This window comes from Intestinimonas timonensis (assembly GCF_900626145.1).
Taxonomy (GTDB): Bacteria; Bacillota; Clostridia; order Oscillospirales; family Oscillospiraceae; genus Intestinimonas; species Intestinimonas aquisgranensis.
The window spans coordinates 603,015-629,792 of record NZ_LR130817.1; the positions used below are offsets into that span (position 1 = coordinate 603,015).

General features: G+C 58.9%; 21 protein-coding genes. 19 read left to right on the forward strand and 2 right to left on the reverse strand.

Annotated elements, in window-relative coordinates:
• The first annotated feature begins 9 nt into the window (after window positions 1-9).
• The 10 genes from E0E29_RS09605 (at window position 10) to E0E29_RS18720 (ending at window position 9,339) form a co-directional block, all read left to right on the forward strand.
• Window positions 10-894 carry a hypothetical protein gene (locus E0E29_RS09605; RefSeq protein WP_130849670.1) on the forward strand — a complete coding sequence of 295 codons (885 nt, stop codon included), beginning with the start codon at window positions 10-12 and terminating at the stop codon, window positions 892-894.
• 18 nt (window positions 895-912) lie between these two features.
• Window positions 913-2,661: a terminase TerL endonuclease subunit gene (locus tag E0E29_RS09610; RefSeq protein WP_130849671.1), complete on the forward strand. Its 1,749-nt coding sequence runs from the start codon at window positions 913-915 to the stop codon at window positions 2,659-2,661.
• A gap of 18 nt (window positions 2,662-2,679) precedes the next feature.
• Window positions 2,680-3,237 carry a DUF7211 domain-containing protein gene (locus E0E29_RS09615; RefSeq protein WP_119345248.1) on the forward strand — a complete coding sequence of 186 codons (558 nt, stop codon included), beginning with the start codon at window positions 2,680-2,682 and terminating at the stop codon, window positions 3,235-3,237.
• 16 nt (window positions 3,238-3,253) lie between these two features.
• On the forward strand, window positions 3,254-4,135 hold the full coding sequence (locus E0E29_RS09620; RefSeq protein WP_130849672.1) for a DUF7211 domain-containing protein: 882 nt from the start codon (window positions 3,254-3,256) through the stop codon (window positions 4,133-4,135).
• Window positions 4,136-4,150: 15 nt separating this feature from the next.
• Entirely contained in the window at window positions 4,151-4,369 is a 219-nt protein-coding gene (locus E0E29_RS09625) for a hypothetical protein (protein ID WP_024723666.1), read from the forward strand.
• 115 nt (window positions 4,370-4,484) lie between these two features.
• The gene (locus E0E29_RS09630) at window positions 4,485-5,732 is read left to right on the forward strand and encodes a phage portal protein (protein WP_024723665.1); all 1,248 of its coding nucleotides are present in this window, start codon (window positions 4,485-4,487) and stop codon (window positions 5,730-5,732) included.
• Window positions 5,716-7,662 carry an HK97 family phage prohead protease gene (locus tag E0E29_RS09635; RefSeq protein ID WP_130849673.1) on the forward strand — a complete coding sequence of 649 codons (1,947 nt, stop codon included), beginning with the start codon at window positions 5,716-5,718 and terminating at the stop codon, window positions 7,660-7,662. The genes E0E29_RS09630 and E0E29_RS09635 overlap by 17 nt, the downstream gene beginning before the upstream one ends.
• A 14-nt stretch (window positions 7,663-7,676) precedes the next feature.
• Window positions 7,677-7,991 carry a DUF7253 family protein gene (locus E0E29_RS09640; protein WP_130849674.1) on the forward strand — a complete coding sequence of 105 codons (315 nt, stop codon included), beginning with the start codon at window positions 7,677-7,679 and terminating at the stop codon, window positions 7,989-7,991.
• Window positions 7,984-8,289 (forward strand): hypothetical protein, encoded by a 306-nt coding sequence (locus tag E0E29_RS09645; RefSeq protein WP_130849675.1) that lies wholly within the window; start codon window positions 7,984-7,986, stop codon window positions 8,287-8,289. The genes E0E29_RS09640 and E0E29_RS09645 overlap by 8 nt, the downstream gene beginning before the upstream one ends.
• Before the next feature lie 15 nt (window positions 8,290-8,304).
• Window positions 8,305-9,339: a hypothetical protein gene (locus tag E0E29_RS18720; protein ID WP_242622446.1), complete on the forward strand. Its 1,035-nt coding sequence runs from the start codon at window positions 8,305-8,307 to the stop codon at window positions 9,337-9,339.
• 69 nt (window positions 9,340-9,408) lie between these two features.
• On the opposite strand, the gene E0E29_RS09660 is transcribed toward E0E29_RS18720, so the two are convergent.
• Both E0E29_RS09660 and E0E29_RS09665 read right to left on the reverse strand, forming a co-directional pair.
• The gene (locus E0E29_RS09660) at window positions 9,409-10,260 is read right to left on the reverse strand and encodes an IS3 family transposase (RefSeq protein ID WP_117460204.1); all 852 of its coding nucleotides are present in this window, start codon (window positions 10,258-10,260) and stop codon (window positions 9,409-9,411) included.
• Window positions 10,224-10,787 carry a helix-turn-helix domain-containing protein gene (locus E0E29_RS09665; RefSeq protein WP_009261600.1) on the reverse strand — a complete coding sequence of 188 codons (564 nt, stop codon included), beginning with the start codon at window positions 10,785-10,787 and terminating at the stop codon, window positions 10,224-10,226. Before E0E29_RS09665 ends, E0E29_RS09660 begins: the two co-directional genes overlap by 37 nt.
• A 95-nt stretch (window positions 10,788-10,882) precedes the next feature.
• Between E0E29_RS09665 and E0E29_RS09670 the strand changes: the two genes are divergently transcribed.
• Genes E0E29_RS09670 through E0E29_RS09715 form a run of 9 tightly spaced genes read left to right on the forward strand, consistent with a single transcriptional unit; the run spans window position 10,883 to window position 26,777 of the window.
• Window positions 10,883-11,272, forward strand: coding sequence for a hypothetical protein (locus E0E29_RS09670; RefSeq protein WP_024723661.1), 390 nt, complete (start codon window positions 10,883-10,885; stop codon window positions 11,270-11,272).
• Between the two features lie 20 nt (window positions 11,273-11,292).
• On the forward strand, window positions 11,293-11,835 hold the full coding sequence (locus E0E29_RS09675) for a hypothetical protein (protein ID WP_024723660.1): 543 nt from the start codon (window positions 11,293-11,295) through the stop codon (window positions 11,833-11,835).
• 4 nt (window positions 11,836-11,839) lie between these two features.
• The gene (locus E0E29_RS18190; RefSeq protein ID WP_165449863.1) at window positions 11,840-13,141 is read left to right on the forward strand and encodes a phage tail tip lysozyme; all 1,302 of its coding nucleotides are present in this window, start codon (window positions 11,840-11,842) and stop codon (window positions 13,139-13,141) included.
• On the forward strand, window positions 13,141-13,494 hold the full coding sequence (locus tag E0E29_RS09690) for a hypothetical protein (RefSeq protein ID WP_024723658.1): 354 nt from the start codon (window positions 13,141-13,143) through the stop codon (window positions 13,492-13,494). The genes E0E29_RS18190 and E0E29_RS09690 overlap by 1 nt, the downstream gene beginning before the upstream one ends.
• A 12-nt stretch (window positions 13,495-13,506) precedes the next feature.
• Window positions 13,507-13,812, forward strand: a complete 306-nt coding sequence (locus tag E0E29_RS09695) for a hypothetical protein (protein WP_024723657.1) — start codon at window positions 13,507-13,509, stop codon at window positions 13,810-13,812.
• 21 nt (window positions 13,813-13,833) lie between these two features.
• On the forward strand, window positions 13,834-14,211 hold the full coding sequence (locus tag E0E29_RS09700) for an HK97 gp10 family phage protein (RefSeq protein WP_024723656.1): 378 nt from the start codon (window positions 13,834-13,836) through the stop codon (window positions 14,209-14,211).
• Window positions 14,208-23,735, forward strand: coding sequence for a tape measure protein (locus E0E29_RS09705; RefSeq protein ID WP_130849676.1), 9,528 nt, complete (start codon window positions 14,208-14,210; stop codon window positions 23,733-23,735). The genes E0E29_RS09700 and E0E29_RS09705 overlap by 4 nt, the downstream gene beginning before the upstream one ends.
• Window positions 23,736-23,738: 3 nt before the next feature.
• Window positions 23,739-24,500 carry a phage tail family protein gene (locus E0E29_RS09710; protein ID WP_130849677.1) on the forward strand — a complete coding sequence of 254 codons (762 nt, stop codon included), beginning with the start codon at window positions 23,739-23,741 and terminating at the stop codon, window positions 24,498-24,500.
• Window positions 24,501-24,503: 3 nt separating this feature from the next.
• Entirely contained in the window at window positions 24,504-26,777 is a 2,274-nt protein-coding gene (locus E0E29_RS09715) for a phage tail protein (protein ID WP_130849678.1), read from the forward strand.
• Window position 26,778: the final 1 nt, after the last annotated feature.

Sequence of the window (26,778 nt, forward strand, 5' to 3'; positions counted from 1 at the left end):
TGAGTCGGTATGGAGCTGCGCCACCACGGCATTTTGGGCCAGAAATGGGGCGTGCGCAACGGCCCGCCCTATCCATTGAGCGGCGGTGACTATACTCCGTCCCAGCGGAAGGCCATTTCCAACAAACGCAAAAGCGGCAACAGCATCTACAACAAGAAGCACTTCGATGAGGTGCTGAAGGTTGATAAGACCACGCTGAGCACGCTGTCCTATGATAAGGACCGGACCAAGAACGCCGATATGTTCTACGCCACCCACCATGCTCTGGATAAACACCAGTACAACGCCCTGTTCAACCGGCCGATTCCCCAGACGGTCTATGATAAGGATGGAAAGGCGATCGGCACAGGTTCGTTCATGAAGTACCGGATCGACAATTCCCTCAAGACCGACCTGAAGGTGGCCAGCGAGGATTCCGGAGCCAAGGTCTTTATGGACCTCTATAAGAAGGACCGGGATTTCTACAACTTTGTCACTGACCGGGAGCGGATGCAGGGGTACTTTGTAAACGACAAGTACAAGTTCAAGGGCTACCGCGAAGCAGCGGCCGTCCTTGGGAAGATGCGGGAGCCGGACTACAAGCCGACCTCCGATGACCTTCAGACCGTGTACCGGATGTTCAACTACGTCATCCCCTATGACGGTCAGGGCGACAGCCGAAAGGGACGCGATATGTATAACCAGCGCACCAAGTTCTTCCATGCGTGCAAGGAGGCCGGTTATGGCGCAGTTCTGGACACGAACGACGCCATATACGGCGGGTTCAAGGCCAAGTCACCCATTATCGTGTTCGATATGGAGCAGGTGGTCCCGAAAGACGTCTACCGCACAAATCTGACGGATCAGAAGTTTTCCACTCTGGTCCTGGTCGGCCGGAAGCTGCTGGGCTTGTAACGGGAGGCGGGTGCGTACATGTTATCCAACACCGCCGTCCCCCGTTATTATGGAGCATTTCGGGACGCCGTTCTCCGAGGGGATATTCACGTCTGCAAGGAAGTGGCGATGGAGATGTGGCGGATCGACCGCCTGATCGAGTCACCGGGATATTACTACGATGACCGGGCGGTGGAGGGATGGATTGAGTTCTGCGAGAACGAGCTGACCCTAACTGATGGCTCCGACCTGCATCTTCTGGATACCTTCAAGCTCTGGGGCGAACAGGTGTTTGGATGGTACTATTTCGACGACCGCTCTGTCTATGTGCCGAACCCGGATGGACGGGGCGGCCGGTATGTGACGAAGCGGGTCAAGCAGCGGCTGACCAAGAAGCAGTACCTCATTGTGGGAAGAGGCGCGGCCAAGTCCCTCTACGACTCCTGCATCCAGGCCTATTTCTGTGTGGTGGACGGCTCGACGACCCATCAGATCACGACGGCCCCCACCATGAAGCAGGCGGAGGAGATCGTCAACCCCATCAAGACCGCCATCACCAGAGCGAGAGGCCCTGTGTTTCAGTTCATGACCGAGGGTTCCTTGCAGAACACCACCGGCTCCAGAGCCAACCGCGTCAAGCTGGCCTCTACAAAGAAGGGGATCGAGAACTTCATCTCCGGCTCCCTGGTGGAGGTCCGTCCCATGTCGGTGGACAAGCTCCAGGGACTCCGCTGCAAAGTGGCCACGGTGGATGAGTGGCTTTCTTCGGCGGACGCCCGGGAGGATGTCATCGGTGCCATTGAGCAGGGCGCATCCAAGCTGGACGACTACCTGATCATCGCCACCAGCTCCGAGGGCACGGTCCGAAACGGAGCGGGCGATACCATCAAAATGGAGCTGATGAACATTCTTCAGGGTATCGGCCCTCCCCAGGAGCACGTGTCCATCTGGTGGTACAAGCTGGACTCCGTGGAAGAGGTCGCCTATCCGGGCATGTGGATCAAGGCAAACCCCAATCTGGGAAAGACCGTGACCTACGAGACCTACCAGAAGGACGTTGACCGGGCAGAAACGGCCCCCGCCACCCGCAACGATATGCTGGCAAAGCGGTTCGGGCTGCCCATGGAGGGCTACACCTACTACTTCACCTATGAGGAGACTCTCCCCCATCGCCGGCAGAGATTTTGGCAGATGCCCTGCTCCCTGGGGGCAGACCTTTCCCAGGGCGACGACTTCTGCTCCTTTACCTTCCTGTTTCCTCTTCGGGATGGCTCCTTTGGCGTCAAGACCCGAAACTACATCACATCGCTGACCCTGCACAAGCTGCCGGCGGCCATGCGGGTGAAGTATGAGGACTTCATGGCGGAGGGGAGCCTGATCGTCATGGAGGGTACTGTTCTGGACATGATGCAGGTCTACGATGACCTGGACGAGCACATCATCAACCGGGGCTATGACGTGCGCTGCTTTGGCTACGACCCATACAACGCCCAGGAGTTCATCAAGCGGTGGACAGATGAAAACGGCCCCTTCGGCGTAGAAGTGGTCCGACAGGGTTCCCGGACGGAATCTGTCCCTCTGGGCGAGCTGAAAAAGCTGGCCGGAGAGCGTATGCTGCTCTTTGACGAGGAGCTGCTCACCTTCTCCATGGGAAATTGCATCACCATGGAGGACACCAATGGAAACCGGAAGCTGCTGAAGAAACGGTCCGACCAGAAAATCGACGCTGTGGCGGCCATGATGGATGCGTATGTGGCCTATAAGCACAATCCAGAAGCATTTGAATAAAAAAGGGGGGGGGGTACTATGAAGCCCTATGAAAAGCCTCTCTCCCCGCAGGAGTACCTGATGCACTACGGTGTCAAGGGTATGAAATGGGGCGTAAGACGCTACCAGAACTACGACGGTTCTTACACCCGCAAGGGTCTGGAACGGTATCGCAAAGCGGAGTCGGACTACGAAACCGCTAAGTCGAAAGCAGACGAAACCAGGGCCGCCTACAAATCCGGTCAAGCTACCCGTCAGCAGGTCAAGGATGCCAAGAGCGCTGTTAAGACCGAGAAGCGTAAAATGGAAAACGCTTATGAAAAGCTGAAAACCGACAAACTGGCCGATGAAGGAAAGAAGCTTTACCAGAGTGGAAAAACTATTTCGGGAAACACCCAAGCGACCTATTTGGCCGAGGGCGTTATCATTGCTGGAAGCACCGTGGTGTCCAGACTTCTCGCGAACCAACTGAACAACCAGGAGGTTGCCAATATTGCCGCATCGACCATCGCGATCGGCGGAACGATTGTCAATGGTTTACTGGCGGCAAAGACGAGCAGGGAGAACAAACGGCTGAGAGCGTACTACGCCCACTAAGCGAAGGAGGAAAAGTATGGGTCCTTACGACAAACCTTTTTCTCCCCAAGAATACCTGATGCACTACGGCGTCAAGGGTATGAAATGGGGCGTACGTCGTTACCAGAACAAGGATGGTACATTGACAAAAGCCGGAAAAGAACGGTATAGTCAGAACCAGCAGGACGGGGTTGATTCTTTTCTGAAGAGTGTGGGTTCCAAAAAGGTTTCCGAATTGACCGGTTCTGTAAATGAAGATCTCGCAATCCAGGCGGTTACATATGTTTCCGCATTTGCCGCTGTTCTCGCCGTGAAAGCGGTACAAAACCGAATGCTGCGGAAAGGCCGGATGAAAGAGCTGGATAGGCTCAACCGGGAGAAGGATATTAAAGACTTTGACGAGTGCCCCCGCCTCCCCCGGAAGATGAAAGCGGAAGAGAGCGTCAAAGTAACCAATCCGGATTATCCTGATTTGGGCACCACCATGAATTGCACCTTCTGCACAACCGCCATGGCCCTTCGAGAGAAGGGATATGACGTGCAGGCGACAAAAGTCAGTGATGGATTCTTTTCTGATGACTTTTTCAAAGCCACTTTCAATTCCCCTGAGGTCAAAATGGGAAGGAAAAAGTCGGGGCAAGCCGTTCTCGATACGCTTTCGCAGACCGGCGACGGGTCCTATGGCAATCTGACCGTGGCTTGGAAACTCGGGGGTAAGCATAGTCTTTTCTGGAAGAATGAGGGCGGCAGAACTCGAATCTATGACGGTCAGAGCGGAGAAGAGATTACTCAATCTCCGTCGAAAACCAGATCGTTCATGGACTTTGTCAATCTGAAAACCATCACATATAACCGCCTTGATAATTGCGAGCCAACCACCTATGCCTTGGCCGCGGTTGAACGACCTAAAAAGATGTAAAGAGGGAGGATAAACATGACCGTAAAGGAAGCCATTGTTATTTTCGCAAAGCAGTTCCCCGATAAGGCGGTTGTCGGGTATTGGGACAAGCCGAATGGCATCGTTCTTAACACCCAGTCTATCACAGCGGGACTGACAGCCCCTGCCCAGTATCTCGTCACAGACGATGGACAGATTTATGGGACCAACCCCATGAGAAGCAACCTCAGTCCTGGAGACATGAAGAAACTGTAATCCCATGGACCATGCCGCAGACTCTTAACCGGGTCTGCGGATTTTTTTATGCCCAAAATTCAACACACAGAGCAACGACATAATTTCATCAAGCGCGGACTGGAGGTGAGAGATTATGGAAATTGCATTTGGTTCCAGGCTGAAACATGCCTGGAACGCTTTTTTGGGTAACGAAACCTTTGGGTTCCGATACCCGCTTGGCCCAAGCTCCTCCTACCGTCCGGACCGGCCCATTTTCAGCCGGGGCAATGAGCGGTCCATCATCACATCGGTCTACAACCGGATCGCGCTGGACGCGTCCTCCATCGCCATCCAGCACGCGAGGCTGGATGAGGACGGGCGGTTTACCGAGGTGATCGACTCCTCGCTGAATTCCTGCTTGTCCCTGGAGGCGAATCTGGACCAGACCGGACGGGCCTTTATCCAGGACGTGGTCATGTCCATGCTGGACGAGGGCTGCGTGGCCATCGTGCCCACGGACACCGATATCGACCCGGAAAACGGCTCCTACAAAATCGAGAAGCTGCGGGTCGGCAAGGTCCTGGAATGGTATCCACAGCACGTAAAGCTGCGGGTCTATAACGAGCAGCGGGGTGAAAAGCAGGACATCATCCTGCCCAAGAGCACAGTGGCCCTGGTGGAGAACCCGTTCTTCGCAATCATGAACGAGCCCAACTCCACCATGCAGCGGCTGATCCGGAAGCTGAACATTCTGGACGCCATCGACGAACAGAGCGGCTCCGGAAAGCTCAATCTGATCATCCAGCTCCCCTACGTCATCAAGACGGAAGCGAGACGTCAACAGGCGGAAAAACGCCGTAGAGATATTGAGGAACAGTTGTCCGGCTCCAAGTATGGCGTCGCTTACACCGACGGCACGGAGCATGTGGTGCAGCTGAACCGGCCCATCGACAACAATCTGATGTCCCAGATTGAATACCTGACGAGTATGCTTTACAGCCAGTTGGGAATCACCCAGGGGATATTGGACGGCACTGCTGATGACCGGACGAAGCTGAACTACGACAACCGGACCATCGAACCCATCCTGTCCGCCATTGTTGACGAAATGAAGAGGAAATTCCTCACCAAAACTGCTCGGTCACAGAAGCAGTCGATCCTGTTCTTCAGAGACCCGTTCAGGCTGGTGCCCATCAACGACATCGCCGAAATCGCCGACAAGATGACTCGCAATGAGATCATGACCTCCAACGAGATCCGGCAGAAGATCGGTATGAAGCCGTCGAAGGACCCCAAGGCGGACGAGCTCCGGAACAGTAACCTAAGCGCCCCGAAAGGGGAGGGCGAACAGCCACCATCTGAATCCGAAGGAGGAAATGTTCAAAATGGATCTGAAGTTTGACTTTAGTGGCTGGGCTACCCGAAACGATCTTGTCTGCGCTGATGGGCGAACCATTCGCCACAACGCATTCGAGCATTGCGACGGGAAGACGGTTCCTCTTGTTTGGAACCACCAGCACAACGAACCCACCAACATCCTGGGCCACGCCCTCTTGGAGAACCGCAAGGACGGCGTCTATGCATACTGCACGTTCAACGAGAGTGAGAGCGGCAAAGCGGCCAAGGAGCTGGTGCAGCACGGGGACATTGTGTCCCTCTCCATCTATGCCAATGGGCTCCAGCAGACGCCGAACAAGGACGTCATGCACGGCGACATCCGCGAGGTCAGCCTGGTAGTGGCCGGTGCGAATCCCGGCGCCTTCATTGACTTCGTGGACATGGCTCATGGGGAAGGCGGTGAGCAGGAGATGATCCTGTCCGCTTACGAGCCTATTTCCCTGTACCGTCCCGATGAGAAGCCCCCGCTGATCCACAAGGCCGATACCAAGGAGAAGCCTGATGACAAGCCCAACGCGGGCGAAGACGGGGACAAACCTAAGGATGGCGATAAGTCCAAGGGCAAAGAGAAGCCCGAGGACGAGGAGACCATCGAGGATGTTGTCAACACCATGAACGAGAAGCAGAAGAAGGTCATGTACGCTTTGATTGCTGCCGCCGCGGAGCAGGTGAACGACAACGCCGAGGATGACGAGGAAGAGGACCCCGATGACCCCGACAACAAATCCGACAAATCTAAGGGAGGAAACAAGACCATGAAGCACAATGTGTTCGACACTGAAGACACTCAGGACACCGTTCTGAGCCACTCCGACTGCGCTGACATTCTTGCTCTGGCCAAGAGCAGCAGCGTGGGTAGCCTTCGGACTGCTCTGAAGATCTACGCTGATCAGAACGAACTCAAGCACGGCATCGACAACATCGAGAGCCTGTTCCCCGACTACAAGGATCTGCGCCCCGGCGCTCCTGAGCGGGTCGCTCGTGACCAGGGCTGGGTGAGCGTTGTCATGCGCAAGGTTCACAAGAGCCCCATCAGCCGCATCCGCACCCGCCAGGCGGACACCCGCAAGGACAGTATCCGGGCCCACGGCTATCAGAAGGGCAAGCGTAAGCAGCTCTCCGGCAACATGAACGTCATCACCCGGACCACCGATCCCCAGACCGTGTACCGCACCGATGCCCTGCACCGGGACGACATCATCGACATCACCGATTTCGATGTGGTGGAGTACCAGTACGCCGTTATGCGGGAGAACATCAATGAAGATGTCGCTACCGCCATCATGGTGGGCGATGGCCGTGAGCCGGATGATGAGATGAAGATTTCCGAGGATCACATCCGCTCCATTTGGAACGACAACGACCTCTACACCATCCACTACGACGTGGACATCGAGGCCGCCAAGGCCGAGCTCCAGGGCAGCAAGACCAGCATGAGCTTCGGCGAGAACTATATCTATGCTGAGGCAGTCATCGCCGCCGCCCTCTATGCCCGTGAGAAGTACAAGGGCACCGGCACCCCCGATTTCTTCTGCACGCCCCATATGGTCAACGTGATGCTGCTGGCCCGGGACATGAACGGCCGCCGCATTTACACCTCCAAGGCCGACCTGGCCGCCGCCCTGAATGTGGGCGAGCTCTACACTGCCGAGCAGTTTGAGGGTCTGGTGCGCATGGATGACGAGGGCCACAAGCACAAGCTGCTGGGCATCTTCGTCAACCTGACCGACTACACCGTGGGCTCCACCAAGGGCGGCGAGATCGCCCGGTTCGACCAGTTCGACATCGACTTCAACCAGCAGAAGTACCTGATCGAGACCCGGCTGTCCGGTGCTCTGACCCGCGTCTACTCCGCCATCGCTCTGGAGGAGCCCGTGGCTGCCTTCGCCTCCGGCGGTACTGGCGGCGATGGCGGCGGGGCCGGCACTCCCTGAGGAGAAGATTCAAAATGGCGAAATTTTATGGATCGGTAGGCTATGCTGAGACCATTCAGACCGCGCCTGGCGTGCATGAGGAGCAGATCGTTGAGTATCCGTACTACGGCGATTTGACCCGGAATGCACGCCAGCTTCAGTCTGGGGAGTCGCTCAACGATGACATCAATGTCGCGAACGAGATCAGCATAGTCGCCGATCCGTTCGCCAGGGAGAATTTCCACAAAATGCGGTATGTGACGTTCATGGGGGCGAAGTGGAAAATTTCAAGGGTCGAGGTGGGTTATCCGCGGCTGATCCTGACCATCGGAGGGCTGTACTATGAATAGGCGTTATGAGCTCCAGGCGGTTCTGGAGGGCATTCTCGGCTCCGGGAATGTGTATTTCCAGCCGCCGGAGAACCTGAAGATGCGGTATGACTGCATCGTCTATGAGCGGAGCGAAATCGAAACTGTCCATGCGGACAACGCCCCTTATCGCCTGCTGGACCACTACCAGGTGACGGTCATCTACAAGAACCCGGACAGCGACCTCCCTCACCGCCTCGCCATGCTGCCCATGTGCACCCATGACCGCCATTTTACAGCGGACAACCTGAACCACGATATTTTCAACCTGTACTATTAAAGGAGGAAATCCGAAATGAGTAGAATCGTATGGGACAAGACCGGTGAGCGTTTTTACGAAACCGGTGTTGATCGCGCTGTCCTTTACCCCATCAGCTCCGCCGGCCTTTACAACAAGGGCGTGCCCTGGAACGGCATCACCGGCATCACCGAGAGCCCTTCCGGCGCGGAGCCCAACAACCTCTATGCCGACAACATCAAGTACCTGGTGCTGGTGGGCGCTGAGGACTTCGGCCTGACCGTCGAGTGCTACACCTACCCCGATGAGTGGGAGGAGTGCGACGGCTCCGCCGAGATCGCCCCCGGTGTGGTCGCCGGCCAGCAGAACCGCAAGGTCTTCGGCCTGAGCTACCGCACCAAGCTGGGCAACGATGTGGACGGTCAGGACCACGGCTACAAGCTGCACCTGGTCTACGGCGGCCTGGCCTCTCCCTCTGAGCGGGGCTATCAGACTGTCAACGACTCCCCCGAGCCCATCAACCCCAGCTGGGAGATCACCACCACTCCCGTGGACGTTCCCGGCTACAAGCCCACTGCCCGCCTGATCATCACCTCCACCAAGGTCGATCCCGCCAAGCTGAAGGCCCTGGAGGACATCCTGTACGGCACCGAGGATCAGGACGCCCGCCTGCCTCTGCCTGAGGAGGTCATTCAGCTGCTCAAGCCTTCCGTGGCTGTGACCGCCTCTCCTGAGAGTGCCGACGCCACCCTGTTCGGCAAGAAGGTGTCCGACCTTCAGACCAATGTCGCGGTGGGCGCGGACAGCATCACCGGTACGCTGAAGAACGTGACCGGCTACACCGAGTTCAGCAGCAAGCCCGCCGAGCAGTCCGGCCATTACCTGGCCCTGAAGTTCGACGTGACTCCGACTGACGCCGTCACCACCGTGGAGCTGGTGGGCGGCACCAAGGGCCCCGTGACCCTGGACGCCGACAAGAATATCGTCCTGCTGATCAAGAACAACACCCAGAGCGTCAAGGTGACCTCCACCAAGGACGGTTCCTCCGTCACCAAGACCTACGCGCTGACCAACCTGACCCTGGAATCCTAACCACCCCAACCCAAAAGCGGGGCTCTCTTCTGATATGTACCCAGAATTCTGGACACATAAAAAATTGAATTAGGTGCACATGGATGCCTCTCTGAATTTTGTAGGAGGCATCCATTTTGTTTTCTCTTGGATTCTTTCGTTGTTGTAGTAATTTATGTAGCCGTCAACAGCCTTGGCAAATGTTTCAAAAGAGGAATACTCTTTTTCATGCCCGTAGAACATCTCGTTTTTCATCCGTCCAAAGAAGGTCTCCATGATGCAATTGTCGTAACAGTTGCCCTTCCTTGACATGGATTGAATGATTTTGTGATCTTTAAGTGCCTGCCTGAAGTACACGTGCTGGTACTGCCACCCTTGATCAGAGTGAAAGATCAGGCCATCTACAGAGGGAAACTTCGTAAAGGCGCCGGCCAACATTCTCTGGATCTGTTCCATATTGGCACTTTGAGATAAATCATAAGAAATGATTTCGTTTGTGTTCATGTCGAGTATAGGAGAGAGATAACACTTCCCCCACGAAAAACCGAACTGAGATACATCGGTAGTCCATTTTTGCATAGGAGCTGTCGTGCTGAAATCCCGGTCAAGGATATTCTCAGCAACCTTGCCGACCTCGCCCTTGTAGGAATGATACTTTTCCTTTGGGCGCTTTCCTGCCAACCCCATAGTGTGCATAAGCCGTTGTACCCGCTTATGATTGACCTTGTGGCCGCGCTTTATCAGTTCCTGATATACTCTTCGCACACCGTAGCGGCCTTTATGCTGTGAGAAAATGTCTTTGATTTCATCTGCCAAGCAATGGTTTCGAACAGCAACTTGATCGGCCTTGCTCAACTCAAAATAATAGGTAGACCGTGCCATCTGCATAGATTTCAACAGATATTTCAATTGGTATCCTTTTTCACGCAGCTCTTTGATGATCGCTGCTTTCTCGCCTTGAGTTGCGCTGCGTGCCTCTCTTCTCTCAAGGCGATCTCTTTTTTTATAACTTCATTCTCCGCCTTTATATACTCGTTTTCTGCCCGAAGCCGGATCAATTCTTCTCGTTCGGATTCATTCAGTGGCCTTGCTTCTTCCTTTTTCATTTGGGGTACCCCTTTACTTGGACGACCTTTTTTCATTTCTACCAGGCCATTATACCCCTTTGTTTTATAGTTTTGAACCCATTGATACAATAGTCTATCTTGAATACCGGCCTCGATTGCCACTGACACACAGGATTTTCCGGACATTACTTGGGATACTAGTTCCAGCCGTTCTTCTGGTGTCCAGTTCCTGTTGAAATTTTTGTGTTTCAGTGCTTCTGGACCGCGGCTATCCTCTGCTCTTACCCATAGTCTCACTTTATCCCGAAAGGATTTATCGCTAACACCTTCCGGCGTTTCTGGCCATTTTCCTTCTCGATACAGTTCTACACATTTCCTTTTGTACTCATATGTGTACCGCATAATAATACCCCCTTTACTGGGTGTCCAGTAAAGGGGGTACATATCATTCACCGAGGGCTCCGCTTTCTTTTTATTTTTGAAAGGAGAAAACTGCAATGCTGAAGAAAACCATGACTTACGAGGACTACAACGGTGTTCCCCGCACCGAGGACTTTTACTTCAATCTGACCCCCGCTGAGGTGACGGAGATGGAGCTTTCCGTGGATGGCGGTCTGGTGGAGATGATCAACCGCGTGGTCGCGGCCCAGGACGGAAAGCAGATCATCAACGTGTTCAAGGACATCATCCTGCGGGCCTATGGCGAAAAGTCCCCCGACGGCAAGCGTTTCGTCAAGAATCAGGAGATCCGGGACGCCTTCGCCCAGACCAACGCGTACAGCGACCTGTTCATGGAGCTGGCCACCGACGCCAAAGCCGCGGCCGCATTCGTCAACGGCGTCATCCAGCAGCCGAAGAAGGCCCCCGCGCCCGCCCCGCAGAACTGAGTTTGAACAGGGGGCCGGAGATGCTGGAACTTGTGGTGCCTAAATCAGAGCAGTATGACGACGACAGCGGCTGCTTTATTACGACCAAGGAACAGACCCTTCGTCTGGAGCACTCTCTGGTCTCCCTTTCAAAATGGGAGGCGAAGTGGCACAAGCCGTACCTGTCCACCAAGTCGAAGACGGTGGAGGAGCAGATCGACTACGTCCGCTGCATGACCCTGACCCAGAATGTTGACCCCAATGTCTATACCGCCATTACACCCCAGCTGCTGGCGGTGGTCAAGGACTACATCGAGGACTCCATGACGGCCACCACCTTCTCGAAGGAACAGAGAGGCCGCCGGGGGAGGGAAATCGTGACGGCGGAGATCATCTACTACTGGATGATCTCCCACCAAATCCCCTTCGAGTGCCAGAAGTGGCATTTGAACCGGCTGATGACGCTCATCAACGTATGCAGCGCCAAGACTGGCCCGCAGAAGAAGATGAGCCAGAAGGATATTTTCGCACAAAACCGCGCCCTGAACGCGGCGCGAAGGAAGAGAGGAAACACAAGGGGGTGACGCCATGTATGAAGAACGGATCTGGAGATTCCTGAAGGGGAAGCTGCTTTCCGACTGCGGAGCCGCCGGACTGATGGGAAACCTCTACGCCGAAAGCGGGCTGAACCCCGTCAATCTCCAGAACACCCATGAGAGGAAGCTGGGGCTCTCGGACAAGGAATACACCCAGCAGGTGGATTTCGGACTTTACGCCGACTTTGTCCATGACGGAGCGGGTTACGGCCTTGCCCAGTGGACCTTCTGGAGCCGGAAGCAGAACCTGCTGGCCTTTGCCAAAAGCAGGGAGAAGAGCATCGGCGATCTGGAGACGCAGCTGGAGTTCCTGTGGAAGGAGCTGACGGAAAGCTACGCCTCCCTGGCGCAGATGCTGATGTCTGCCAGTTCTGTCCGGGCTGCCTCCGACGCGGTCCTGCTCCAGTTTGAACGCCCGGCCGACCAGAGTGAGACGGCCAAAGCCCGCCGGGCTGCCTACGGGCAGAAGTATTACGACCAATTTGCAGGAAAGGAGGCGGCCGCCATGAGCAACAGTCCATTGGTCTCCTACACAAAGCTGTCCCCTAACCATTCCGGTAGGCGCAAGCACGCCATCGATACCATCTCCATCCACTGTATGGCCGGTGATTTGACGGTGGAGAGCTGCGGAAACCTGTTCGCCAGCCCAAGCCGGAAGGCCAGCAGCAATTACGGGATCGGGAGCGACGGCCGGATCGGACTCTATGTGGAGGAATGCAATCGCTCCTGGTGCACCTCCTCCAGCTCCAACGACAACCGGGCCATTACCATCGAGGTGGCGAACAACGGGGGAGCCAACCAGGGATGGCCGGTATCTGACGCGGCTTATCGGTCCCTGATCGCCCTCCTGGTGGACATCTGCCAGAGAAACGGGGTTAAACGGCTGCTCTGGAAGGGGGACAAGTCGCTGATCGGGCAGGTGGATAAGCAGAACATGACCGTCCACCGCTGGTTTGCGGCAAAGGCGTGCCCAGGGGACTGGCTTTACAGCCGCCACGGGCAGATCGCCGATGAGGTAAATGCAAAACTGTCTGAGGAGGACGAGGATATGGACCAGACAAAATTCAATGAGATGTTCTCCGCCGCCATGACGGATTATCTCAAAGGTCTTCAGAACAACAACTGCGGCGACTGGTCCCAGGAAGCGCGGGGCTGGTGTATAAGCGTCGGGCTGTTTGCCGGAAACGGAACCGCAGTGGACGGAAAGCCGAACATGATGTGGCCGTCCGGGCTGACCCGTGAACAGGCCGCCCAGCTCTTCTACCGGCTTGCGAAGATGGTGGGGCTTGCGTGATGAGAAATCGTACAAGCCGAACCAGAGGCAAAGCTGGAAGAAAGCCGGACCTGTCGCAGTTTTCAAAATGGATGATCGCCGACATTCGTCCCCTGCTGTGGGTCGTGACTGTCGGCGGTTTTTTACTGGCCTTTTACTGTGTCTACAAGGGATACACCGGCGCGCTTCCGTGGATCGGCGCTATGGTGGGGCTCCCCTGGGGCGCCCATGGCATGGTGTGCAGCTTTTATCTGAACCTGTGCAAATCCGACCACCGGGAGGGCGGCATCACCTTTGAAACGGCAAAGGCCGCCAATTTCAACACCAATGTTTCACAGACGCCGGTAGGCTCCGTGGAGAGCCCGGCAATTTAAGGAGGAGTATCGATGACTGCGGAAATCATTTCCTCGCTGCTGATGCTTGTTGGCGGAATCACCATCCTGACCAACATCATCGTGCAGGTGGTCAAGAGCATCACCTGGGACAAAATTCCCACAAACTTGGTTGCGCTGTTCGTATCAGAGGCGCTGACGCTGGCCCTGGGAGGGGCCTATGCCTCGGTAAAGGGCATCGACATCGCCTGGTACATGGTGGCGGCCGCCATCGTGGTGGGGCTGATGTCCGCCTATGCGGCCATGTTCGGCTTCGATAAATTCAAGGAAGCCATCGAGGGCTGGAAACAGAAAAGCTGATCTTGAAGGAGGTGGCCGAACGTGATCCATTTCAGACATACGGGGGATTTCTCGAAGCTGACCCGGTTTATGGAACGGGCAAAGGAGGCCGTCCGTCTCGGCGATCTGAACAAGTATGGCCGGGCGGGGGTGGCGGCCCTCTCGTCCGCAACCCCGGTTGACTCCGGAGAAACGGCCGCCTCCTGGTATTACGAGATTACCAACAAGAACAACACCATCACCATCTCGTTTCACAATTCCAACATTCAAAATGGAGTCCCCATCGCCATCCTTCTCCAATACGGGCATGGCACGGGGACCGGAGGCTGGGTACAGGGAAGAGATTACATCAACCCTGCGATCCAGCCTATTTTTGACCAGATAGCAGAATACGCCTGGAAGGAGGTGACTCGGTCATGAGCAGGACGATCGACGAGAGAATCGTTGAAATGCGGTTTGATAACCGGCAGTTCGAGCAGAACGTGCAGACCAGCCTGTCTACGCTGGACAAACTCAAGCGGGGACTGGACCTGGACAACGCCGCCAAGAGCCTTGACGGGCTTGGGGACGCGGCGAAGCGGTGCGACATGTCCGTCCTCGGCAAGTCTGTGGAGACGGTCCAGGCCAAATTTTCGGCGTTCCAGGTCGTCGCCATGACGACTCTTTCCAACATCACCAATTCGGCGGTGAACACGGGAAAGCGGCTCGTGTCCGCCCTGACAATCGACCCCATTAAAACGGGTTTTCAGGAGTATGAGACCCAGATCGGGGCGGTGCAGACCATCCTGGCCAACACCCAGCACGAGGGGACCAACCTCCAGCAGGTGAACCGGGCCCTGGATGAGCTGAATACCTACGCGGATAAGACCATCTACAACTTTACCGAGATGACCCGGAACATCGGCACGTTCACCGCGGCCGGCGCCAACCTGCGGACCTCGGTGGACTCCATCAAGGGTATCGCTAACCTGGCGGCCATTTCGGGCTCCACCTCCCAGCAGGCATCCACAGCCATGTACCAGCTCTCCCAGGCCCTGGCCGCAGGCAAGGTCTCCCTGATGGACTGGAACTCTGTGGTCAACGCCGGTATGGGCGGCAAGGTGTTCCAGGACGCCCTGGTGCGCACCTCCGAGCTGCTGGGCACCGGCGCGCAGAACGCCATCAATATGTACGGCTCCTTCCGGGAATCCCTCACCAGAGGCGAGTGGCTCACCACAGAGGTGCTTACCGAGACCCTGAAGCAGTTTGCCGGCGCGTACAGCGAGGCCGACCTGATCCAGCAGGGATTCTCGGAGGCCCAGGCCCGGGACATCGCCCAAATGGCGAAGACGGCGGAGGACGCCGCCACCAAGGTCAAGACCTTTACCCAGCTCTGGGACACCCTGAAGGAGAGCGCTCAGTCCGGCTGGACCACCACATGGGAAATCCTGGTTGGCGACTTTGAGGAAGCCAAGGAAGTGCTGACCGAGGTGTCCGACGCCATTGGCGGCGTGATCAGCGAGACCTCCCAGGCGAGAAACGAATTACTCAGCGGCGGTCTCAGCTCCGGCTGGAAGCAGCTGCTGGACCAGGGCATCGCCGATGAGGGCGGGTTCATTGAGTCCATCCAGGAGGTGGCCCGAGAGAGCGGCGACGCCTTTGACAAGCTGGTGGCCGACTCGGAGAGCTTCAGTGACGCGCTGAAGCAGGGGCTGACGGACGGGGTCGTATCCTCCGAGACCCTGACGCAGGCGGTCCATAACCTGCGGGAGAAGATGACCGGCATGTCCCAGGAGGAGCGCAAGGCGGCCGGATACACCGCGGAGATGATCGAGCAGATTGAAGCCCTGGACAAGGGACTTCAAAATGGTTCGGTCTCCATGGAGGAGTTTACGGAAAAGATCCTGCGCCCCTCCGGACGGGAAAACCTGATCCAGGCGGTCTGGAATGCGGCTAAGGGCCTGGTCAGCGTCATTACCCCCATCAAGGACGCATTCCGCGAAATCTTTCCGCCCGCAACCGCCGACCAGCTGTACTCTCTTACGGAGACTCTCCGCAGCTTTTCTGAGTGGCTGACCCTCTCCGAGGAGACGGCGGACAAGCTGGGGCGCACCTTCAAGGGGCTTTTCTCGGTGCTGGACCTGGTGCGGCAGGGCGCTCTGGCGATTTTCAACGCTTTGGCGCCTCTGGGCAGCGGAGCCGGTTCCCTGGCTGACGGCATTCTCACCATAACCGCAGGGATCGGAGATTTCCTGGTCGGCATCAACGAGGCGGCCAAGCAGGGAGAGTTCTTTGGAACGGTGGCCCAGACGGTCGCCTCGGCGCTGGAGTTTGTTGTGTCCGGGATCGAGCGACTGACCGGATTTCTCGCCGACGCCTTTGCTGCCCCAGGCCTGGAATCCTTCCAGGCGCTTTTGGGACGCATCCAGACCCGCATTGGGCAGGTCATCGACGTGGTGAGCGGCCTGGGCGGCGGGGTCAGCGACGCGGCGGATACTATGGATTCCGCCCTGGAAAACAGCAAATTCCTGCAAATGCTCCAGACCATTTTCAACGGCGCAAAGACCCTGGTCTCTGGCATCATCGGCGTATTCGGCGGCCTTGCCGGCGCACTGGTGGAGAGCCTGAGCAACGCGAATTTCAGCGGCGTCATCGACCTGCTGAACGGCGTCTCCCTGGGTGCTATCGCCCTGGGCATTAAGAAGTTCCTGGACTCCTTCCGGGAGGTCACAGACAGCGTCGGCAGCATCAAGGAGGGCGTGATCGGGATTCTGGACGGCGTAAAGGGCTGTTTCCAGGCCTGGCAGAATGACGTCAACGCCAAGGCCCTGCTGAAGATCGCGGCCGCTGTCGCGGTGCTGTCCGCATCCATTCTCACCATTTCCCTGATCGACAGTGAAAAGCTGACGGCGTCCCTGGGGGCCATCACGGTGCTCTTTACCGAGCTGATGGCGGCCATGGCGGTGTTCGGAAAGCTGGACCTGAATGTCCGCGGAACAATGAAGCGCTCCACGGCAATGATCGCCCTCTCCTCCTCGGTCCTGATTCTGGCCTCCGCGCTGAAAAGCATTGCCACGCTGGAACCGGAACAGATGGCGGCGGGGCTTGCGGGCATCGCCGGACTTATGGCTGCCCTGGTGGCAGCCGCGAAGGTGCTGGGCTCCGGTTCAAGCTCCATCATCAAGGGTTCTGCCCAGATGGTGGTCTTTGCCGCGGCAATCAAAATACTGGCCTCGGCCTGCGCCGACCTGGCCCAGCTGGACCTTGCCGGACTGGCAAAGGGTCTGATCGGCGTCGGTGTGCTGCTGGCAGAGGTATCGCTCTTCATGAACGCGGCCAAGTTCAGCGGAAGGTCGGTGGTCACTGCCTCGGGCGTTCTGGTACTGGCCGGCGCTATGAAGGTGCTGGCCTCGGCCTGCAAAGACTTTGCCCAGATGGGTGTTGGCGAGCTGGTCAAGGGGCTGAGCGCCATCGGCGCGGTCCTGCTGGAGATCACGGCCTTTACCAAGCTGGCCGGAAGCGCCAAGGGGCTGATCACCACCGGAGCCGCCATGATCGAGATTGGCGCGGCCATGAAGATATTTGCCTCCGCTATGGCGGACTTCGGACGGATGTCTCTGGCAGAGATCGGCAAGGGCTTGCTGGCTATGGGCGGAGCCCTGGCAGAGGTGGCTGTGGCCATGCGCTTTATGCCCCGGAACATGGTAACCATGGGGGCGGGCTTGATCGCGGTGGGAGCCGCGCTGAACATCATTGCCGACGCCATGCGGTCCATGGGCGGCATGAGCTGGGAGGCTGTCGCAAAGAGCCTGGTCACCATGGGCGGGGCTCTGGTCGAGCTGGCCGTTGGTCTGAACTTCATGAACGGCACGTTGGGCGGTTCCGCCGCCATGCTGGTGGCTGCCGCCGCGCTGGCAGTGCTGACGCCGGTGCTGGTTACGCTGGGCAGCATGAGCTGGGAAGCCATTGCCAAGGGGCTGGTCACGGTGGCCGGCGCCTTTGCCGTCATCGGAACGGCCGGCGCACTGCTCACTCCGCTGCTGCCGACGATTCTTGGCCTGGGCGGCGCCTTCGCTCTGATCGGCGTTGGTGTTGCCGGCGTTGGGGCAGGTCTGCTCCTTGTCGGAACCGGCCTATCCGCCATTGCGGTGGGCATTACGGCCCTGGCAACCTCCCTTGGAGCGGGCGTAGCCATTATCGTGGCCGGCCTGACCTCTATCATCACGGGCATCGCGGCGCTGATCCCGGCCATTGCGGAGAAGCTGGGTGAGGCGGTGGTGGCCTTTGCACAGGTCATTACGAATGGCGCTCCTGCCATTGGCGAGGCCGTCAAGACCCTTGTCCTCACCATGGTGGACGTTCTGGTGGAGTGTGTCCCGGCCATCGCCGAGGGCGCTCTGGAGCTGGTTGCCGGGGTGCTGGACGCCCTGGTGGCCTATACGCCCCAGATCGTGGACTCCATCATGCAGTTCCTGATCGCGGTGATCGACGGGCTGGCCCGCAACATGCCCACCCTGATCCAGTCGGTGGTGGACCTGCTGATGTCCTTCTTCTCCGGCATCGTATCGGCGCTGGGAAGCATCGACACCGACGCGCTGCTGAAGGGCATCGCCGGAATCGGCCTGCTGAGCGGCATTATGGTGGCGCTGGGCGCTCTGGCCGGACTGATCCCCTCCGCCATGGTGGGTGTGCTTGGTCTGGGCGTTGTCATCGCAGAGCTGGCCATTGTTCTGGCGGCGGTGGGCGCGCTGGCGCAGATCCCCGGCCTGGAGTGGCTCATCAGCGAGGGTGGTCAGCTCTTGCAGACCATCGGGAACGCCATTGGTGGCTTTATCGGCGGCATCGTGGGCGGATTTATGAGCGGGGTATCCGGCTCCTTCCCCCAGATCGGCATGGACCTGGCCGCCTTTATGACCAACATACAGCCCTTTATCGACGGGGCAAGAGGTATCGACCCGGCCATGCTGGAGGGCGTCAAGGCCCTCACCGGGGCGATCATGCTGATTACGGCGGCCGATTTGCTGGAGGGTCTGACCTCCTGGCTCACCGGCGGCTCGTCCCTTTCCACCTTTGCCGAGGAGCTGGTGCCCTTCGGCGAGGCTATGAAGAAATTCTCCCACAGCATTACCGGACTGGACGGCGACCTGGTCAGCACGGCGGCAATCGCTGGAAAGACACTGGCTGAGATGGCCGCGATCCTGCCCAACAGCGGCGGCATCGCGGGATTCTTTGCCGGAGAAAACGACATGGGGACCTTCGGCGACCAGCTTGTGGGCTTCGGCGGCTCCATGATGAAGTTTGCCGCAAGCATCAAGGGGTTGGACACCGACGCGGTTCAAAATGCTGCTATCGCCGGTAAGGCCATGGCGGAGCTGGCTGCCACCCTCCCCAACACAGGAGGGGCGGTGGGCTTCTTTGCCGGCAACAACGACATGGACGACTTCGGCGAACAGCTCGTACCCTTCGGAGCGGCCATCAAAGCCTATTCCGACGCGGTCAAGGGGCTTGATGTGGAGGCGGTCACCAATTCCGCCATTGCCGGACAGGCCATGTCGGAGCTGGCGGCTACTTTGCCCAACACCGGCGGAGCCATAGCCTTCTTCGCTGGCGACAACGACCTTGCCACCTTCGGCGAGCAGCTGGTGTCCTTCGGGGCGTCCATCAAAAGCTATGCCCAGGAGGTGACGGGGCTGGATACCGACGCGGTCGCCAGCTCGGCGGTCGCCGGACAGACCCTGGTGGAGTTGGCAAACACCTTGCCCAACACCGGGGGCCTGGTGGCCTTCTTCACAGGCGACAACGACCTTGAGACCTTCGGGGAACAGCTGGTGCCCTTTGGGGAGGCGATGAAGGCCTACTCCGACAGCGTGACCGGCATGGACAGCGCAGCCGTAACCGCCTCCGCCACTGCGGCGAAGGCCCTTGCGGAGCTGCAAGCCTCGCTGCCCAATATTGGCGGCGTGGTGGATTTCTTTACCGGCGGCAACGACCTGGAGACCTTCGCAAACGGCCTTCTCCCCTTTGGAGAGGGCATGAAGGCCTATGCCGACGCGGTGAGCGGAATGGACGCGGGGGCGGTTTCCGCCTCCATTATCGCCGCCCAGGCCCTGGCAGAGCTCCAGGCATCTCTTCCCCATGTGGGAGGGGTGATGAACTTCTTTACCGGGGGCAACGATCTTGGCCTGTTCGCAGAGGGGATTCTCTCCTTCGGCGAGGCCATGAATTCCTACGGAAACGCCGTATCCGGCATCGATGCCGGGGCGGTATCCGCCTCCGCTACTGCGGCTCAGGCGCTGTCCCGGCTCCAGGCGTCCCTCCCCAATGTAGGCGGCATCATGGAATTCTTCACCGGCGGGAATGACCTTGGGAAATTTTCCGAGGGCATCATCCCCTTCGGCGAAGCGATGAAAGCCTACGGCGAGTCGGTGGCCGGCATCGACTCCAGCGCGGTAGAGGCCTCTGCCACTGCCGCTCAATCCCTGGCAGAGCTCCAGGCGGCCCTTCCCCAGGTGGGCGGGCTTATGGAGTTCTTTACCGGCGGCAATGACCTTGGGGTATTCTCGGAGGGCATCGTGCCCTTTGGGGCCGCTATGAAGTCCTATGCCGAAGCGGTTTCCGGCATCAACGCCGACGCGGTCACGGCCTCCGCTGTGGCGGCCCAGGCGCTGGCACAGCTGCAAACCGACCTGCCCAATGTGAGCGGGGTCATGGCATTCTTCAACGGAGGCAACGACCTTGGAACCTTTGCCGCCGGCATCGTACCCTTCGGCGCGGCCATGAAGTCCTATGGGGACGCCGTGGCCGACATCAACACCGGAGCCATCACCGCCTCGGCCATTGCCGCCCAGTCTCTGGCGCGGCTGCAAGAGGCCCTTCCCCTGGTAGGCGGTGTGATGGAATTCTTCAACGGAAGCCAGGACCTGGCCGCTTTTGCGGCGGGCATCATCCCCTTCGGCGCGGCCATGAAATCCTACGGCGACGCTGTGGCGGATATTCGGCCGGAAGCGGTGGAAAGCTCCGCCTCCGCCGGAATGGCCCTGGTGGAGCTGGCAAAGGCCCTTCCCAACACGGGCGGCCTGCTGTCCTTCTTTACCGGAGGGACCGACCTGGCCGCCTTTGGCGATGACCTGACGCTGTTTGGCGCGGATCTTTCCGCCTATGCGGAGGCCATCAGCAATGTGAAGGCGGACGCGGTGACGGCCTCGGCCAACGCAGCGGAAGCGCTCTCCAATCTCGCCTCCGGCCTGCCGGACAGCAGTCTGTTTGACAAGTGGTTCGGCGGAGACCAGACGCTGGCCTCCTTTGGCGGGGATATTTCCAAGTTCGGCGCGGCCATGAAGGACTATTACGGCCAAATCTCCGGCATCGACACCGGGCGGATGGCCGACGTGGTCGCACAGGTATGGAGCCTGCTGGAGCTGGCTGAGGGGGCCGCAGGGGTCAACACCAGCGGTCTGACCGGCTTTGCCGACAGCATGAGGAAGATGGGAGACGCCGGCATCTCCGGCTTTACCAGCGCTTTCTACAACTGCGGCGACACGGTCAACAAAGCCGTGTCCAGTATGCTGTCCACCGTCAGCGGCGCCGTCCTCTCCAACCTCCCCGTGACAAACGGGGCCATGGAGACGGTGGTCCAGTCGCTGGCGAACATTGTGGACGGGAAGGTCCCGGCCATCCGGACATCGACATCGGATATGATGCGGACCATGGAAGCATCCATCACGGCCCACTCCAGAACGGTGGGGGACGCGATGAGGACGGTGCTCTCCACCGCCGTATCCAACATCAACCGCATGAAGCCGGAGTTCGAGACCGCCGGAAAGAACGCCGGGCAGGGCTTTATCAACGGCATCAACTCCAAGCTGGGCGGCGCAAGGTCCGCCGGCCGAAGCCTGGGCCTGGCCGCTCTGGAAGCGGCAAAGAAGGCGCTGGACAGCCACTCCCCCTCCCGGGAATTCATCCATCTGGGCGAAAACGTGGGCGAGGGTCTGGCCATCGGCGTCAACAACAGCATCGTCCCTGCCGCACAGGCCGCCTCCGGCATGATCGACGAGGTGATCGCCGTCAGCGAGAAGGGCGTCGATGCCTTTGAGGATTGGATCAACGAGAAGCAGTATTACGGCGAGCTGAGCCTGATGGACGAGCTGGCCGGATGGGAAAACCTCCAAAAGAAGTACAGGGCCGGCAGTGAGGAGCGGATGAAGATCGACCGGGAGGTCTATCGGGTTCAAAATGAACTGGTTTCCGCCACCTACCAGGCCTCCCTGGACTGGATCGAGGAGGAGAAGTATTACAAGCGCCTGAGCACCGAGGAGGAGCTGGCCGCCTATGAGCGGATGCAGGCCCGGTATCTGGAGGGCAGCAAGGAACGGATGGAGCTGGACCGGAAGGTCTTCACCCTCCGCAACCAGCTTGTGGACGAGTCCTATCAGAACTCCATGGACTGGATCGAGGAGGAAAAGTATTACAACCGTCTGAGCCTGGCCGACGAGCTGGCCGCCTACAAGCGGGTCCAGAGCCGGTACGCCAAGGGCACCGAGGAGCGGAAGAAGCTGGACCGGGAGGTCTACCGGCTGGAGCAGGAAATCTACGAGGCCCAGCAGCAGTACATCGCCGACGTGCAGAGCGTTCAGGAGTCTGCCAACCAGCGGCGCATCCAGCTGGAGGAGGCCTATGCCAACAAGGTCAAGTCCATCAACGAGCAGCTGGAACGGGACATCGAATCCCTGAACCAGCAGTATCAGGACGCGGTGGAGTCCCGGACCAAGAGCCTGTACCAGTCCTACGGCCTCTTTGACGAGGTCGCGAAGAAGGAAGCGGTCAGCAGTGAAACGCTGATGCAGAATCTGGAGGGTCAGGTCCAGGAGTTTGGCGAGTGGCAGGATATTCTGGGTCAGCTCTCCGCCAGGGGCGTTGACTCGGACCTGATCGCGGAGCTTCAGGAGATGGGGCCCTCTGCCATCGAAGAGATCCGGGCGCTGAACTCCATGAGCGATGACGAGCTGGAGAAGTATGTCTCCCTCTGGTCCATCAAGCACGCCCAGGCCCGTGACCAGGCGACCTCGGAACTGGAGGGGCTTCGGGTGGAGACCCAGGAGCAGATCGCGCAGCTCCGGGCGGACGCGGCGGTGGAGCTGGAGGAGTACCGGCTGACCTGGCAGAGCGAAATGGCCCAGCTGGAGGAGGATACCAGCCGTCAGCTGGCCTCCCTCCGGCAGGAATTCTCGGAAAATGTGGGCCTGATCAAGCGGGACACGGAAGCCAAGATGACGGAAATGACCGAGGCGGCCCGGAAAATCCTGTCGGAAGCCGGGTGGACGGAGACGGGGCAGCAAATTCCCGCCGGCCTCGCCCAGGGCGTGGCCCAGTCCAAATCCACCTTTATCGACGAGCTGACCAGCATGGCGCTGGCGGGCGTGGAGGCGGTGAAGAGCACGCTGGAGATCAACTCTCCCTCCCGGGTCTTCCGGGAGCTGGGGTCCTTCACCGGCCTTGGCTTTGTCAGCGGACTGGCCGGCTATGCCGAAAGGTCCTTTGCCGCCGGCGCAGACATGGCGGACTCCGCCGTGGACGGCCTTTCCGGCGCCATTGCCGGACTCCCCGACCTGCTGAGCGGCGAGGCGGAGATGCGGCCCACCATACGCCCGGTGCTGGACCTGTCTGACCTCACCGGGGCCTCGACCCAGATCGACAGCCTGTTCTACCCCCTGCGGTCCATCCGCCTGGCGGGACAGGCCAGCCTGGCGTTCCAAAACGCCTCCGGGGAGAACCGGATGCCGGTCAAGGTAGACAACGACGACATCATTGAGGAGCTTCGCACCCTGCGCAGTGAAATGGCAGAGATGACGGAGCGCATGGAGCGGATGCGGGTCGTGCTGGACACCGGCACTCTGGTCGGTGAGATGGCGGGACCCATGGACAACGCCCTTGGACAGAGGGCGACACGGAGAGGAAGGGGGAACTGAGCCGTGTATCATTCCATCACCATTGGCGGGAAAAACACCTGGGATGACTGGCGGCTGGTCCCCGCCTCCCGGCCCGTGTTCAATCCGCCGGCCCAGAAGGTGAAGACGCTGGAAATCCCCGGCGGGGATGGGGTCATCGACTTGTCCCAATCCCTGACCGGGTATCCGGTGTACCAAAACCGGACGGGCTCTATCGAGTTTATCGTGATGAACGACTTCAAGCCCTGGCACATGGCCTATTCCGACATCATGGACTATCTGCACGGGCAGAAGCTGCGGGCAGTGCTGGAGGATGACCCGGAGTATTTTTACGAGGGGCGGTTCACCGTCAACGTCTGGAAGTCGGAGAAGGACTGGTCGCGCATCACCATCGACTATGACGTGGGGCCCTACAAGTGGTCAGTCCTGTCCTCCACGGACGACTGGCTGTGGGACCCCTTCAACTTTCAAAATGGCGTCATCCGCCCCGCCGTGTTCAAGGACATCGCGGTGACGACGGAGGTCCGGGCGGTGAAGCTGGCGGCGCTGCTGTTCGGGCGGGCCCCGGTGTGCCCCGTGTTCCGGGTGAGCAGCTCGGATAAGCGGGGAGTACACATCCGCTTTATCAACCCCACGCTGGGACTGGACGAGACCAAGCTCCTCCCCGACGGGGTCATCCAGTTCCCGGAGTTTGTGTTCTTCGGCGACCTGGGCGCCACGCTGGAGCTGTGGTGCGACACGGGAACGGGGTCCGTCTCCGTGGACTTCAGACAGGGGAGGTTGTGACCCATGTATAGCATTTATGCAGACGGCATGTGCATTTACAACGACGTCTTTTCCCTGGACAACATGAAGGTGGTCAACCCCAAGCTGACTCTGGAGGACAGCGCCGCCGGGTCTCTGGAGATGACCCTTCCGCCCACCAACGCGGCCTACGACACCATCGTCCGCATGGTCACAGATATTTCCGTGAAGAAGAACGGGGAAGAAATCTGGGCGGGACGGGCCCTGTCGGAGAGCCGGGACTTCTGGAACAACCGGGTGCTCTACTGCGAGGGGGAGCTGGCCTTCTTCAACGACTCGGTCCAGCCGCCGGCGGAGTATGCCGGGAAATCGGTCCGGGAGTACCTCGACCAGCTCATCGCCGTCCACAACGGGCAGGTGGGTGAGAACCGCCGGTTCGCCATCGGGGCGGTGACGGTGGTGGACGAGGCCTTCCCCACCTATTACACCAACTATGGCAAGACCCTGGAGTCACTCAACGCCCTGGTGGAAGCCTATGGCGGCCATCTCCGGGTGCGCAAGGCGGACGGGGTGCGGTATCTGGACTATCTGAAGGACTACCCGGACACATGCAGCCAGGTGATCCAGTTCGGGTCCAACCTGCTGGACTTTGTCCGGAACTGGGACTCCGCCGAGTACGCCACGGCCATCGTCCCTCTGGGAAACCGGCTGGACGACAGTCCCATCGAGGCGCTGGACGCCTATCTGACGGTGGAGAGCGTGAACGGCGGAAGCCTGTACGTCCAATCGGACGAGGCAGTGGCGAGCCATGGCTGGATCGCGAAGACGGTGAACTGGGACGATGTGAGCGACCCCCAGGTGCTGCTGGAGAAGGCCAGGGAGTATCTGGCGGACCTTCAGTTTGACAACCTGGAGCTGGAGCTTTCCGCCCTGGACCTGCACTATCTGGACGTGGAGACCGAGGCGGTGAAGCTGCTGGACGAGATCCGGGTCATCTCCCGCCCCCACGGGCTGGACCGGCTCTTCCCGGTGACCAGGCTGGAGATCCCGCTGGATGCCCCGGAGAACACCCAGTTCAAAATGGGGGATTCGGTACAGGTGAGCCTTACCAGCGTGAGCAACCAGACCAACGCCGCCGTGCTGGACAAGATCGAAAATCTCCCCAAGGCCCACAACATCCTCAAGGAGGCCCAGGAGAACGCCACCCACATCATGAACATGGCCACCACGGGCTACATCACCATCACGAGGGACGAGCACGGCTCGGACACCCTCTATATTTCCAACGTCCGGGACTACACCAAGGCTGACAAGCTCTGGAAGTGGAACATGAACGGCCTGGGCTACTCCAACGACGGGGGAAAGACCTTCGGGCTGGCCATCACCATGGACGGGGCCATCGTGGCCGACTACATCACAGCGGGGGTGCTGAACGGCAACGTGCTCCGGGTGGGCGTCATCCGGGACTACAACTCCAACGTGATCCTGGACCTGGACAAGGGCACCCTGACCATGAAGAAGGGCTCCATCAACATCGGAAACGGAAACTTCACCGTGGACGAGCAGGGCAACCTCTACGCACGGCGGGGCACCTTCGCGGGGACGCTGGCAGGAGCCAAGGGGACCTTCGGCGGCACAGTGCAGGCGGAGGACTTTTTGGACAAGTACGGCAACAGCATGATGGACCTGGCCAAAGAGAAGTTTACCGCCGGATATCTGGACCTGTACGGCCTGACCGTCACCAACAAGAACACCGGGGCGGTCACCTTCGCCGTGGGGCCGACGGGCCTTATTACCATCAACGGCCAGGTGACCATGGGGGCCGGGAGCACCATCAATTGGGCCCAGGTGAGCAATCAGAACATTCAATCCAATCCGGCGTATTCTATGGCCAATCAAGCTTACAACCTGGCGGATGAAGCCTATGATTATGCCGATACCGCGTATTCCAGGGCCGAACGGGCTTATAAGTTGGCTAATTCCATTGAGATGCCGGGGTACATCAAGAGCACCTACATCGACCAGACCACGATCCGTTCCCCGGTCATCGAGGGCGGAGAGTTCTACGGCGAGGAATTCAACATCATCGCCGGGGGCGACTTCGGAAGCTTCAACCTCTACGGTCCTTTCGGGAGCAGCCGTTACCACATGCTGGCCATCGAATATTTCGAGGGTAACGCCCCTCTCATCAACATTTACAGCCCCTGCGGCGGATACATCACCATTGGCCAGAGCCGCAACGGGATCGTCTACTTCAAGGGGGTCGTGGATTTCAGCGCCGCAGACGTCCAAGGTCTGGATTTAGGAACAGGAGCATGAC